Source organism: Halococcus thailandensis JCM 13552 (assembly GCF_000336715.1).
GTDB lineage: Archaea > Halobacteriota > Halobacteria > Halobacteriales > Halococcaceae > Halococcus > Halococcus thailandensis.
Genome location: NZ_AOMF01000133.1, coordinates 1 through 13,827, shown reverse-complemented (window position 1 = coordinate 13,827; position 13,827 = coordinate 1). Strand labels below are relative to the sequence as shown.

10 protein-coding genes and 2 pseudogenes are annotated in these 13,827 nt (G+C 61.2%); 7 read left to right on the top strand and 5 right to left on the bottom strand.

The features are described from left to right. Positions 1 to 700 precede the first annotated feature (700 nt). A complete protein-coding gene (locus C451_RS05800; protein WP_080503520.1) occupies positions 701 to 1,549 on the top strand; it encodes an amidohydrolase family protein in 849 nt (282 codons plus the stop codon). Between the two features lie 102 nt (positions 1,550 to 1,651). On the opposite strand, the gene C451_RS05795 is transcribed toward C451_RS05800, so the two are convergent. Further along, positions 1,652 to 2,269 (bottom strand): class I SAM-dependent methyltransferase, encoded by a 618-nt coding sequence (locus C451_RS05795; RefSeq protein ID WP_007738737.1) that lies wholly within the window; start codon positions 2,267 to 2,269, stop codon positions 1,652 to 1,654. A 296-nt stretch (positions 2,270 to 2,565) separates the two neighbouring features. After that, positions 2,566 to 2,688: pseudogene (locus tag C451_RS21005) on the bottom strand (NAD(P)-dependent oxidoreductase); the annotation flags it as partial. Positions 2,689 to 2,735: 47 nt separating this feature from the next. Here C451_RS21005 and C451_RS05790 point away from each other — a divergent pair. Beyond that, positions 2,736 to 3,545, top strand: coding sequence for an aldo/keto reductase (locus C451_RS05790; RefSeq protein ID WP_007738731.1), 810 nt, complete (start codon positions 2,736 to 2,738; stop codon positions 3,543 to 3,545). A gap of 114 nt (positions 3,546 to 3,659) precedes the next feature. On the opposite strand, the gene C451_RS05785 is transcribed toward C451_RS05790, so the two are convergent. Further along, complete coding sequence (locus C451_RS05785; RefSeq protein WP_007738729.1) at positions 3,660 to 4,883, bottom strand: RNA-guided endonuclease InsQ/TnpB family protein; 1,224 nt, start codon at positions 4,881 to 4,883, stop codon at positions 3,660 to 3,662. A gap of 52 nt (positions 4,884 to 4,935) precedes the next feature. On the opposite strand from C451_RS05785, the pseudogene C451_RS24370 reads away from it, so the two are divergent. Then, positions 4,936 to 5,076 (top strand): annotated as a pseudogene (locus C451_RS24370) (metal ABC transporter permease); the annotation flags it as partial. 3 nt (positions 5,077 to 5,079) lie between these two features. Next, positions 5,080 to 5,307 (top strand): hypothetical protein, encoded by a 228-nt coding sequence (locus C451_RS24365; RefSeq protein ID WP_007738727.1) that lies wholly within the window; start codon positions 5,080 to 5,082, stop codon positions 5,305 to 5,307. 2,402 nt (positions 5,308 to 7,709) lie between these two features. On the opposite strand, the gene C451_RS05770 is transcribed toward C451_RS24365, so the two are convergent. Further along, positions 7,710 to 8,231, bottom strand: a complete 522-nt coding sequence (locus tag C451_RS05770) for a PepSY domain-containing protein (protein WP_007738724.1) — start codon at positions 8,229 to 8,231, stop codon at positions 7,710 to 7,712. Between the two features lie 300 nt (positions 8,232 to 8,531). On the opposite strand from C451_RS05770, the gene C451_RS05765 reads away from it, so the two are divergent. The 3 genes from C451_RS05765 (at position 8,532) to C451_RS05755 (ending at position 13,436) form a co-directional block, all read left to right on the top strand. Beyond that, positions 8,532 to 9,575 carry a glycosyltransferase family 4 protein gene (locus tag C451_RS05765; protein WP_007738723.1) on the top strand — a complete coding sequence of 348 codons (1,044 nt, stop codon included), beginning with the start codon at positions 8,532 to 8,534 and terminating at the stop codon, positions 9,573 to 9,575. Further along, on the top strand, positions 9,568 to 11,562 hold the full coding sequence (locus C451_RS05760; RefSeq protein ID WP_007738721.1) for a DUF2079 domain-containing protein: 1,995 nt from the start codon (positions 9,568 to 9,570) through the stop codon (positions 11,560 to 11,562). Before C451_RS05765 ends, C451_RS05760 begins: the two co-directional genes overlap by 8 nt. Before the next feature lie 167 nt (positions 11,563 to 11,729). Further along, the gene (locus C451_RS05755; RefSeq protein WP_007738719.1) at positions 11,730 to 13,436 is read left to right on the top strand and encodes a hypothetical protein; all 1,707 of its coding nucleotides are present in this window, start codon (positions 11,730 to 11,732) and stop codon (positions 13,434 to 13,436) included. Positions 13,437 to 13,571: 135 nt separating this feature from the next. Here the strand turns inward: C451_RS05755 and C451_RS05750 are convergent. Continuing rightward, positions 13,572 to 13,827: zinc ribbon domain-containing protein (locus C451_RS05750; protein ID WP_007738718.1), on the bottom strand; the 256-nt coding region annotated here is incomplete at its 5' end.

Below are 13,827 nucleotides of genomic sequence, written 5' to 3'. Positions count from 1 at the left end.
CTGAGGGCGGACTCGCATGCGTCACAGGGGATCGACGGATGGCTTTGAAAGTCGTCGTGTGATTGCTGGGAAGCGTCTGCTGGAGGCACAGGCAGGGTTCGTTCGCCAAGCGGGTAAGGTATTGGGGAAGTCGTGTGGCCAAGCAGATGGGAGAGCCACGTCCGAACGCCTCCGAGAAACGATATCTGGGGAGCAACCACGGTCACTACGGTTCGAAAGCGGCGATAGCGGATCGCGCATCAGATCGTCGAAACGCATTGGTCAGGAGTCGGCCAGCTGCTATCGAGAAACCGGCAGTAGCACGACAAAATTTACGCGATTCCCGCCCGCCCTTCAGCCTCGTTCCGCTCGGTGTCGAATAATTGGCAACCGAATATATGATCCTCAATGATCTGTTCTTGAACTCTTCCGTGAGGTACGATCAGCGCGAAAACGTGGGGATACGTGCGAACGGAGAGACATGACGACCAGTCCCCACGTTTGCTGTCTGACTCCGGGACGCAACCGCGTTTCAGTTGAAAGATCGTGATGGTAAATAATTTATGGTCGGTTGGCAAGCGAGCGAGCCAGCATGATGCGATGCGAGCGTGAAAATTCCACGATCTCATCTATGTATTAGCATCAACTATTTAATACTGATCTGAAAATCGGCTGAGAACTGACGGAGTCTTTTTCTCGACCAGTAAAGAAGTGAGAGGTAATGTCAGACATAACTATTCCCGTTGATGGCGCTATCGACGTACACGCACACCTGATGCCCGACCGGCTGATGGCTGCTATTCGCGAAGCACTGACCGATGCTGCAGGATGGGAGTTCGATCATCCGACGGACAGAACGGCGCTCGAGGCTGCTCTCCGTGAGGCCGGTATCGATCGGTACGTCGCGCTACCGTACGCCCATAAGTCGGGTATGGCCGCCGAGCTCAACGACTGGCTGCTCAAGGAAGCGGAAAGTTCCAGGATGTGTCTTCCGTTCGCGACGGTCCATCCCGCCGACGATGTCCACGCGGTCGTCGAAGCAGCCTTCGAGAACGGTGCTCGGGGGCTAAAATTCCAATGTCCCGTCCAGGAGGTGGCGCCGGACGATCCGCGCTTGGATCCCGCCTACGAACTCTGTGTCGAGTACGACCGACCTGTGCTCCACCATGCTGGCACCGCGCCGATGTTCGGGGACAGTCCGCACGTCGGAATCGAACGGTTCCGACAGTTCCGCGAGCAGTTTCCGGAAGTGCGAGCCTGCTGTGCACACATGGGAACCTTCGAACACGAGGCGTTCCTCGATATCGCCCGGGCCGACGAGAACGTCTATCTCGATACCAGCTTTGCGATGGCGACGGTCGTCGATCGTCACGTCGAGTTCGATCCGGCCGTCATCGATGACGGCGTCTTCGAGGAGCTCGCCGGCCGGATCATGTACGGTTCTGACTTCCCGAACATGCCACACGCCTACGAGCGGGAGTTCGAGGGATTGATTCAACGGAATCTCTCGGAAACGGCATTTGAAGCGCTCTTTCGTGGTGCGGCGGAGCAGTTCCTCGGCGAGGTGTAGTCGCCTGAATCGATGTTTTTGATGAAATCTCCAGTAGTGAGCAATGGATTTCCCTGCCGTCGTTGGGATAGTATCGACCTCGAAATCCAAGCAGACACCGTCTCACAACGCGCGAAACGTACGGATCGTATCGCGCTCGCTCGGTTCACACGTGAGTTGAGCGAATCCGAGATCGGTGAATATTCGCTTCCAGTTCCGGAAATAAAGTGGGAACTCGTCGTTGACGTAGCTCACGGTTGCATCCGCTCGGCCACGCTGTGGGCCGTTGCCCTCGTTTTCAGCGGTTATCAGCAGACCGCCAGTGATGCGAGCCAGCTCCTCGAACACCCACGTGTTCTGTGGTTGAATATGCTGCAGAGTTTCGACCGAGTAGACGAGATCAAAGGCGTCGTCGGGGTACTCAGGAACGAGCTCCTCGATCAACCCTGTTTGAAACGTGCCTGTTGCAGCGAGTTCGGGATACTGATCGGCCATCACGGCAAACGACTCGTCGTTGATGTCGATACCCGTGAGGTTGGTGAACCCGTTCTCACGAAGGCGGGTGAGATGGCGACCGGAACTACAGCCGATTTCGAGAATCGCGGCGTCCTCAGACAGGTAGTAGTCACACGTCGCAGCGAGAGTCTCACTGACGTTGTTCGCGCCGAGCTGGGCGTAGTATGCCGGCGAAAATTCTCCTGAGCGTTCGGCCCAGCCACGATGGTTATCATCCGGTTCCACAGGGATGCTCAGGAATCCAGCGGTAAAACTCCATCTTTGCCAGCCATCCGGATCCACTGGTCGGCACGAACATCCGTTCTGAAAGCGATTGTCCTGGGTGCCAGAGACGGGTTGGTGATCGACGGATGAGCTAGGCATGTCCCGGAAATTGGCTCCAAGCGGTTCCGTACCGCTGTGTTTTCTTCACCACGATTGGCGGCTGGGATCGCTCTCGGAGAGATCGAAGACAGCCAATACAACACGCAAATTTCATATAGTTCATTATTTAATCAGATAATGTAATTTGATCGACAGGCCACGATCACGGTGGCCATCGTCCACAGCGGCGATTCGTCCGGGAGTGGTTCGGTTTCGAACACGTCGAGTGCTGCCCCGGCGAGTGACGCCGATGCCAACGCGTCGACGAGTGCTGACTGTTCATGGTGGAACACCAGCCTCAAGCGAGCAGCGAACGAAGTTCGGGACGATGCCGATCGAAGATCTCCCGCGGATCGGATTGGGAACCTACTCCGAGGACGACCAGCCACAGTGGACCGACAACGTGCGAACGGCGCTCGATGTCGGTTATCGCGCGATCGATACGGCCCACGCCTACGGCAACGAACAGTACGTCGGCGAGGGGATCGCCTCGTCGTCGGTCGACCGTGAGGACGTCTTCGTCGCGACCAAAACCGTCCACGTCGATCTCCCATCGAGTACGGACGACGTTGAAGGGGCGATCGACGGCTGTCTCGACCGGCTCGGCGTCGACTACGTCGACCTGCTCTATGTTCACTGGCCGTCGGGAGAGTACGACCACGAGGCGATTTTGCCCGCCTTCGACGAGGCCTACAACGCGGGGAAGGTCCGCCATGTCGGCCTGTCGAATTTCACGCCCGAACTGCTCGATGAGGCGCGTGACGTACTCGACGCGCCGCTTGCCGCCCATCAGGTAGAGATGCATCCACTGCGACCTCAAGAGGAGCTGCTCGCGGAGGCCCAGCGTCATGGCCACTGGCTGGTAGCATACTCACCGCTCGCTCAGGGGAGAGTTTTCGAGGTGCCCGCAATCGAGGCGGTCGCAGACAAACACGACGCGACGCCGGCACAGGTATCGATTGCGTGGCTACTCGCCAAGGACAACGTCGCCGTGATCCCGAAAGCAAGCAGCGAAGAGCACATGCGGGACAACCTCGCCGCCGGAGAGATGGCGTTGGACGAAGCGGACATCGCACGGATCGACGCCATCGAGCGGCGCGAGCGTCTCATCGATCCCGGCCACGCGCCCTGGAACTAGGCCCGGGCTCGGAGAGAGAGAGTACGTTTCGTCAACTACCCCTCACTAACTCGGCCTAACGGCCTCGTTTGAGGGAGGGGCTTGTCAGTGGACTCCGACTCTATCCGTCGTGTCTCAGACGGTGGACGAGTAGCGTCCGTTCGCGTTCACTGTCCCTGACTTCAGGGCCACGTTGACTCGTGGCCGTCCGCCGATGGACTTCTGCCGTCGGCGGACGTGCTTCATTGCGATGTTCTTCGCCGCGTTGTAGTCCGCGTGGACCGCGTACCCGCACTTCTGACACTCGAATCGGTGGTCGCCGTTCGGACGATTCTCTTCGAGCGTCGTCCCGCACTTCGAACACTGTTGGGACGTGTAGGCCGGATTGATCCGTACCACGTTGATGCCATACTCCTCCGCCTTGTACTCGACGTACTCGTAGAGGCGGCGGAACGCCCACGCATGGAACTTCTTCGCTTTGGGCATCTGGTCGCGGATGTGGGTTAACTCCTCAAAGGCTATCGCGTCACAGTCGTAGGCATCGGCCTCTTGGACGAGTGCCTTCGAGATACAATGCAGGTAGTCGTCGGCCCACCGAGTTTCGCGTCCTCCAATGGACTCTATCGTGCGGTGGGCAGACTGCGTACCACGTCGTTGTAGCGACCCACGAACCCGTTGGTACTGCTCCCGGCGGTGGTTCAGGTAACCGCCGGACCACATCTTCCCCGTTGAAGTTGCAGCGATCGTGTCGATTCCGAGGTCAACGCCGAGGACAGTAGTGTGCTCGGTCGAAGAGCCAGTCTCGGTATCGTCGCCGTCGTAACTCCGGAGGCTGATATGCAGGAACCACTCGTCCGCATCGGCGTCGTACTGCAACGTCGCCATGCGTGGCTCATAGTCGTCATTCAGTAGGTAGCGCCTGTGCGGCGTTCCTTCCAGATCGTCAGGGAGAATGTACTCAGCGTGGATACGACCGTCCACCGTCGAAAGGGTCGCGTGGTCCTCGTTAAACGTGGCTGACCGTTTGTCGTAGACCACCGACGGCTTGCTGAATGTCGGACGAGACGTTTGTCCACCATTTTTGAGTCGGGAAACGCCAGACTTGACCGCTTCGACGGCCCGTCGGATGCCTTTCTGGACGAGGTTCGCCGTGAGGTCCGTCTCGTCTTTCAGGTCGGCGTATAACGTTTGTTCGGCCTTCGCCTTCGAGGTAACGTGGTATCCGTCGTCGCCGTGCCAACACCACTCGGATGCGGCGTTCGCACAATGCTTGAACTGATCGACGGTGCCGCGAAGCGACTCGTCAGCCCCTTCGGGCAGATCAAGCTTTATAACGACGGTACGACGGAGTTCGACCACATTTCACATTACAGTATTTGTGATTAAGTAAACTTCGGAGTCGGCGGCCGCCCGCGTTGCCGAATTCGATGTCACACGCTACAACCGTCTACTCGTGGTACTCACCGCGCCTGTGGTCGTCGCGGTGATGCGGATCATGGATGTTATTCTTGTCGCCGCGATGCTCGTCGTCCCGGTTGCAACCGCCTCGTAGGTCATGCGGAGCTTCCGGGAATCGTTGTGGGCGTCGGTCGTCGCCGAACTTGCTGTCGTTCTCGGTATCACGCTCTCCTACGTCTACCTCGCCGCCGGCGAGATCATCGTGCTTGAGGTCATCGGCATCTACATCGTCACCGTGCTCGCCGGACGATTCGGTGTCTCGACCACGACACTCACGGGAGAACACCGGTCGGGTTCGGAGGAGACAGCGATGCGCGAGCGGTAGCTGCAGTGCAATGTGCGCTCTGTCTCTCGCACGCTAATCTACCAACTGCTGGAAAGAGTCACCGAAAACTGTGAATCAGTCGAGAGTCGAACTGGATCACTCGGATGCTGAGTCGGACCCAGAATCGGAGNGGAGGCCGTGTCCGTCGAGACCGATCGCTGGGAGAAGGTCGCACGCTCGTAGCGTTCGGTCAGTCGTCTGAGCGCCCCGAGCTGTCGGTCGCCGAGCCCACGATCGATACACGCTTCGAGGAACTCCCAATGGGTCCGTGCGCCCCCGAGTTCGGGATCGCGACCCAGGACCCGTCGGACGGCCGTGTACGCGAACCCGACGGCACCGTCGGCATCACCCGCGGACAGTTCCTCGCGGGCCGCCCTGAGCAGCGCTCTGAGCCCTTCGCGCTGGTCGTCGACGGTACCGGTCGACTCGCTTGCTAACGTCGACGACGGTGCGTCCTCGATGTCGCTCTCGGTAATGCCGAGCCACCGCCGGAGCACCGAGAGGAGTGCGCCGAACACGAACACGAACCCGAGCCCGAGCAACAGCTGATAGCTGATCGGCAGCGCCCTGAACGCAGCCACGAACTGTGCGATGACGCCGGTCGCCTCGGCCGGCACGGTTAGCTCGATGGTCGTCCGGCGACGCGACGATTCGAGGTTCGTCTCCCCACCCTCGAAGGTCGCGCCGATCGTCGCCATCGTCGTCCCGGTCTGGTCGGCGAAGACGCCTTCGGGCACCGTGACGTTGGCGTCGTAGCTACCGTTTGCATCGGTCGTCACGGGCGTCGTCGAGTTGTTCAGCCCGACGGCGACCGTCCGATTTGGAACGGGCGTTCCGTTGGCGGTGAGTTGGCCCTCAACGTGGACGATCGGCCCGCCGACGGCCGAGCCATTGACCGACTCCTGGGTGGCGTTGAGCGACAGCTGCGTCGGCGTCTGCGTGACCATCACCGGAACGGTGGTGTTCGTCCTGGCGATCGATCTGTTTTCGAGGGGCATGGAGACGTGAACGCGCTGGCGACCGGGCGCAACGTCGGCCGGCAGCCCGTTGGCCATCCGGAATCGTCCCTCCGACCCCGTCCGGACGCGGCTCCCATCGGAGAGGTTGAGCTCCCGGCCGTCGATCGAGACGGCGACCGGCACGGAGCCGACGCCACTACCGTTGACGGCGACGCGACCAGTAATCGACAGCAGCTCGTCGAAGCCGACCGACTGGGGCGTCGTCTCCGCTTGGATCGTCGGCGTGACCTGGCGAACGTCGATGGGGACGGCCGTCCGATTGCTCCGATAGATCGACTGCGTCGACGGTCGATAGCGCACCGTCAGCCGGCGCGTATCGAGCGGGAGCACCGCCGGGCGATAGGTGATGACGTACTGGCCGGACTCGTCGGTGGTGGTCCGTCGGAGGCGGTTGTCACCTTCCAGCACGACGGTCCGGTTTGCAAGCGGCGTGCCGTTGGCCGTTCTGAGGCGGCCGCTCACGACGAGCGAGTCGTTGAACGCGATCCGATTGTCGGCCGTCGAGGCGGTGATCGTCGTGTTCTTGAACTGCTCGACGCTGAGCGTGTCGGCGGTCGCGGAGACGTTATTGGTAGTCTCGTTGGTCGTTGCGATCGCCGCCGTGAAGTTCTGTGTCGTTCCGTTGTCGATCGTGCGGTAATCCTCGGTCAGTCGAGTACCAGTCTCGTTGATCCGTTCGGAGAGCCGTTGGGCCCGGCGTGCGAGCCGGCGGGCGCGGTCGGTCTGGCCGTTTGCTCGCGCAGTGCGATATTTGTCGACGGTCCGGCGGAACCGCTGGACGTCGTTTGCGTAGGATGTTTGGTTCTCTCTGGTTTCCTGAAACGCGTCGGTCTTGTTCGTCTCGGCATCTGAACTCCGGGTGACGTTGACGTATTTGCCGAGCCAGTCGGGGTAGTTGCCCGAACGATTGCAGGCGTCGTAGTTGCCGACCTCTAACCCCTCCGAACAGTCGACGAGCGTCTCGCCGAGGCGATCGGAGAGCGAACTTTGGAGTTCGGAGACGTTGCCCTCGTCGTCGGCCGACTGTGGATCCTCGTGGACGACGGAGCTGTTGTTGGTCGGCTGGGCGGCCTGTACTGACCGGTCGGTCGTGCTCGCGTCGGCGGGCGCTACACCGGCCGGAACCAGCCCGACGGTCACGAGCAGCGCCGCCAGACAAACCGCCACGACGGTGCCGAAACGAGGCGCAGAGACCACATCGAGTTCTCTCCACGGCCGGGTAAAACTGCTTTCCTTCCCAGCACACGCTGTGGACGCTGTGGGAAAGCGTGGTCACATCGACTGTTGGCGTGGAGAGCGGTCGCTACAGTCGGGTATTCGATGGTGGGTACTGCAGTCGTCGCGTGGCTATGCTTGACGAAACGAGTGTGTCAGCGAGTCGGGCTAGCTGCCGTCGGTGTCGCGGGCATCGTCCTTGATCTCGACGATCGTTCCGTTCTGTCGCGCGACGTTAACCTCCTTGCCCGTCCCGTTCTCTCTGGTCACTTCGACTTCGTAAACCGGGACGTTGTCGGTGGAGTCGTTTTCGACGTTTAACACCGAGCCCCCAACCCGATCGGTGGCGATCTGCCGGGCCTGCCGTTTGGAGATGTTCCCTGCTGCAGCGGTCGGTTGCTGCTCGTCGGTGGCGTTGGTGGTCGAGTTCGCACTCGCTGCGGGTGCAGTCTGGGTGTCGCTGTTAGTCTCGGCTGCAGTCCCGTCGTCCCTGAGAGCGGTTGTGTTCGTCTCGGTGCCCGCTGCAGTGGTCGTGTCGCTATCGGTGGCCGTCTCGGGTTGGAGCGACGTGCCGTCGCTGCTGGCGTCGTTGTCGCTGTCGGTTGCGTTCGTACCGTTGTCGCCCGACCCACTGCTACAGCCGGCAAGGACACCCGCGAGGACGGCACTGCCTGCACCGGCGAGAAACATACGTCTACTCGATCTGTGTGTGCGATCAGTCACACTGGTAGTAGGGTCGTACCCCGTAAAAAGATGACTATCGTGTCAAAATTTTGTTGTGTGACAGGTGGACAGTTAGCATGGGTTCAATCGGAGTGAGACGGGCGATGGCGACGTCTCGAACATGGCATGGACGGAATCGGCAGGAATCAACATGGATAGCCGTGCTGGTGGGCTGGAGCGCAGACGGATCGCACAGTCGGACGGTCGGCATGGCCAGAGGCTGCAACAGGACGGCACGACTGCGAGCGGACGACCGTAACGGTCATCATGCGGGTCGTCGTCGCGAAAACAACGGCCCACATGAAGATCGCACTCTGTCCCCATCTCTCCCTTGAGCATTATCGCGGCGGCGAGAAGTGGACGGCAACGCTCGCGAACCGGCTGGCCGCGGACGGCTTCGAGGTCGCGGTCCGGGCGCTCCCCTACACCCCACGGGACGAACGGCGTGTAGCGGCCGACGACGTCCTCGACGAGGCGGTGTCCTATCGCGAGCGCTGGCACCACGATCTCTCGGCGTTCGACAGCGCCTATCTGTTCTATCATCCCTTCGCACGCTCGTTTTTTACCGGTGAGACGCGGGCGATCGCGGGCATCCACTCGTGGATCTATCTCTCGAAGCGGCTGTACGAACCCCACTACGGCGTCGTCCCGACGGCGGCGAAACTGCTCTATCGTGTCCTTGGCGAGCATGCCTTCGATCGGTTCGATGCGGTCCATACCGTGACCGACAGCTACACCTCCCCGCATCCGAACACCCACTACATCCCGAACTTCGTCGACACGTCGCTGTTCGAACCGGTCGAGGACGAGCGTGAGGAACCCTTCACCGTGCTCGTCACGGCCGCCCAGCTGCGCTCGAAAGGCTGGGATCGCACGCGGGCGGTCGCGGCCACGCTGTCAGACGAGCTACGCGTGGTGACGACCGGCGACAGCGATCACCCGGCGATCGAGGGGCTTGGCTTTCTCGATGAGGACGAGCTGGCGGACGCCTACGCGAACGCCCACGCCGTCTTGCATCCGACCCGCATCGATGCGGACAGCCTGGTGCTCAAAGAGGCGCTGGCCGCGGGCACGCCGGTCGTGACGACGCCGCTGCGAACCCATCCTCCAGCAAGCGACGCCGTCTTGCATGGCACGACGGTCGGCGATCTGGTCGCGCGACTCAGAACGCTCCAGTGGGAGTGGGCCCACGACGGCGGCTACGAGCGACGCTGTCGGCGAGCTCGCGAGGTTGGGGAACGATCGAGTGTCGAGATGGTGTATCCACAGCTCAAACGCCTGCTGACGACCACGGAGCGAGCCGATGGCTAGTCGGCTCGGCCGCGTTGGACGACGCCTGCTACCCGACGCGATCGCGACGCCGCTGGCGCGATCGATGGGGCGGTATGCGGTGGTGCCGTGGTACGTCGTCGTGCTTGCGGCGGTGTTGGGTGTCGGGTTCGCGGCCTACACCATCGCGCTGTACAAAGGCTACTGGCTGACGGGGGCTGATTTCGGCACGTACGTCCATATGTTCGCGACGACGGTCGACGGCGAGGGCTGGCTCCAGCAGGGCAAATACGTCGCCGGCCATCCCGGCGGCTCCTACTGGGGTGGCCATTTCACGCTCACGCTGTTGGTGTTCGTCCCGCTGTACGCACTCGTCAAATCGCCGGTGACGCTGTTGCTCTGGAAGGCGTTTTTCCTTGCGGCGAGCATCCCGCTGGTCTGGATCGTCGCGAACGACCATCTCGACGATCGACGACTGACCGGCTTTCTGACGGCCTCCTATGCGTGCAATCCCTTCCTCTGGTCGGCCTGGATCTACGACTTTCAGGAACATATCCTCCTGCCGGTGTTGGTGTTGCTGGCCTATCACTGGTATACGACCGAGCGCTACCGACTGTTCGTGCTGGCGTTTGCGCTCGTGGTGGTGACAAACGAGCTGATGGTGCTCATCGGCGGTGGCTTTCTGGTTGGGCTTGCCGTGAGTGCCTATCGTGACGGGCGGCTGTCGCGCGAGCGATGGGCGTTCGTCGGAGCGGGTCTGGTGACGGTCGCTGCGAAAGCGCTCTCGGCGGCGGTCATCGGCCGGTTCAGTCGTGTCTCGGGGATCCGTGAGGCGGCGATCGCCGCGCCACTACAACCGTTCGTCGAGGGGGGACGCGCAACGACCGGGCAGTTGCTCGCGATGTTGGTCGTCCGGCCCGAGCTCATCATCGAATCGCTCGGCACCGGCTTCTTCACGAAGCTGCTGTATTTCGCGCTCTTTCTCGCACCAGTCTTGTATCTCGCGCTGGCGGATACGAGCACGCTCGGCGCGCTGGCACCGTTCATGGGCTTTGCGTGGCTGCTCAGCGGGACGGAGGCGTTCTACACCTTCGGCGGTCACTACCCGCTCTATCTGTTGCCCTTCGTCTACATCGGCGCGAGTCGCGTGCTGGGACGGCTGTCGCCGTCGCTGCCCTCGGGGCGAGTGTTGACGATCTTTTTCGTTGCTGTGTTATTGACGAGTGCCGGGGCCGGCGCACAGACGATCGCCGAAGAGGGTGCCGTGCCCGAAACGGGCGAGCATACGGAGACGCTGTCGACGGCGATCGAGACGGTGCCGGCAAACGCCTCGCTCGTGACCCAGAACACGATCTACCCCCACGTCGCGACGCGCTCGAATGCAACCTTCATCCCGAACCCCTCGCTGTTCGGGCTCTATCAGGAGCAGTATGGCACGCCAAAGCCAGAATACGTCCTCTTCGATACGCGTCTGGAGACGCGGGCGTTCGACTGGTCACAGCCCGTACGGAATGCGTATTTCCCGCTCGAGGAGTACGGCGTCTATCGGTATCAGGACGGGATCTGGGTACTGAAGCGCGGCTATAATGGCTCTGCGGTGGGGATCACGCAGTCGGATGCTGAGGAGCGGGTGGTCTTCGAGGCCGACGAGTTCGTCGCGAGTGAGGGACAGGTCGAAGATGGACGGCTCGTTTCTGTCGACGGTAAGAACGGCAGTAACGTCTGGCACGGACCGTATACGGCACTGCCAGCGGGCAACTACACCGCAACCGTCCGCGTGTCGGCGCGGGGGAGCGGGACGAGCGGGTCGGCGGCGGCCGTCGATGTGGCGGTCGGTGAGGGCCCGCGGACGGTAGCGCGGCAGTCGGTGCCGGCGGGACAGGGGATGCAGGAAGTGACGGTGCCGTTCACGCTTGAACAGGCGCGTAATGGGATCGAGTTCCGCGGGTTCCGGACCGGTGATGGGCCGATCGCGCTCGAATCAGTCGTTGTGGAGTCAGGGGCGAACGGGACGGCAGCGGGTGGGTGAGGTGCTGTGGGCGGTGAGTGTTATCCGGTGGTCCCTGAGAGTGCAGGCGCTGTATCCTGATCGCCGTCGGTGAGCGTGTCAGTCGGGTGTTGTTGAATATCTCATCACACCCGAAAACAACGCCAGTTGGTGGGAACGAATTTGGGCATGGCTGCTCAAACGGCCGTATGGACGGGAACAACTCTCCATCGGACGAACAGTACCAAGCCTCACTCGATCGGATCGAAGGACTCGTGTCGGCGTTTGTCGACAGTCAACAGTTCGATCAGCTCACAACACACCAGCAACGTGAAGCAGAGTTTGCCATCGAAACGTTTCACGAACTGTTGTATGGCTACGAGGACGTGCCACTTGACGATCCCGATGAGCATAGCCTCGAAACGGTGTGTCGACAGCTCTACCCCGCAAAGATCAGTGCCGAAGCTGATCACTTCGAAACGGTCGCACCGGTGATCGGAGCTTTTCTCCGATTTCTCGATGCTCGCGGTGCTATCGAGAACGGAGATCGGTTGGCGACACACGTCGAATCGCTCGACGACACCATCGTCGATGCCGCAGCTGATCCCGCCAACTGGGGGATGGCGAAGTCGATGGTCATGAGTGGCGACCTCGATGACGCCACCCAGCTCGATATCGCCGCTGATGTCGCAGAGCCATCTGAACTCCCCGAAGCGCCACTCGATCCGCCAGACTGGGAGCCGACTGGAAGTTTCGACCCGGACAAAGGCCTGCCATCGGCAGAAGTCGACCGACTCGAAGAGATCATCAACTCGTTGTCGCCGGAGTCCGATGCCGTCCTCGCTTCACTCGCAGCGGCGACCGACGACGTACAGGGCGATGTCAATCCTGATGTCGCACTCGAACGTGCCGGTGTTGCCCCCGAAGAGTACGATGCTGTCGTCGAAGAGATCGTCACGAGAATGGACGAAGAAGGGAGCGAGCTGATCCCAAGTCCGGGCGACACGGACGATCCATCGGTTCTCGACCCGGACACTGCACGAGAGTTTCTCGAACTGGAGGGACAGCTGCTCCTGTACGCCAACGACCGCTTCGATGTGGTGCCGGGCATCGACAGCTACGAGGCGTTCAAGCGACTGTCGACCGACGAGATACAGCCGATTCATGACACGCTCTATCGGGAGGGAAACGCGGTCGAGGTGATCGAAGAGTTCGGCAGAGAGAATCCCACCGACGTATCACCGACCCACCTCGAAACGATCGACTCATGGCTGAACTACGAGGCGGGGCAGTTTTTCATCGTCGAGCATCTCGACGACGGAACTGTGTTTCTCGACCCGGACGAACCGCGAGCGTACAAGGTCACGGGCGTCTACGACAGCTATGCGGCGGTGCTACCCGAAGAGGCGCTCCCGGTGGCGGTGACATCGGTCGTGTTGCTCCCGTACGACGGACGGATCGTGACAAACGGTATGGAAGAGTTCGATATGCTTGCGGGGATGGCAATGCAGATGATCAAAGACGATCCGGAGACCGCCTACGAAGAAGCAAAACACCGGTTCGGGATCGCCGAAACGCTCCCGCCGGCGGACGAACCAACCCGGAGTGACGCCGAACGCCTCCGCTTCTATACGAAAAATCAGGACAACCGCGAGCGGTTCGCCGACGAGATCGAGGCTCTCAAGGACGAAACCGATGAGCTGGCACGGATCTATCACGAGCAACTCGGCAAAGCGAACGCTCGACGATTGGGCCGGGAGTTTCGCGACCTCGGGCTCGAAGAAGCATACGTAGCCATCTACGACGGGCAGGTCGTCACGACGGCACCGACCGAACCACAGCTCGAAGAGACGCTCTCTGGTATCATGCCCGACGAAACAGTCGATCATCCCTACGTCTATCACTACGATCCGTAATCACTCGCTCAGAATGACAGTGGAAAACAAAGTGACTTCTCCCCGCCCTACTTCGCGCTGACGCGCTCGTTGAGGGCGGGGCTTCCCTGTTCCACGACGCGGTTTGCAGACACCTGCTNGTGACTTCTCCCCGCCCTACTTCGCGCTGACGCGCTCGTTGAGGGCGGGGCTTCCCTGTTCCACGACGCGGTTTGCAGACACCTGCTGAAAGGAGGTGTCCGTAGGGACCGCAGTCTCCGAGGGCGTTGATTCGGCATAGCCCATGCCTAATTTGTCGAATCCGCGTTGGAGAACGTTCCACGCGGCGTTTTCGTCCCTGTCCGCTTCGAAACCGCAGGCAGGACAGGAATGTTTGCGGACCCACAGCGGTTTGTTGGTCTCGACGCCACAC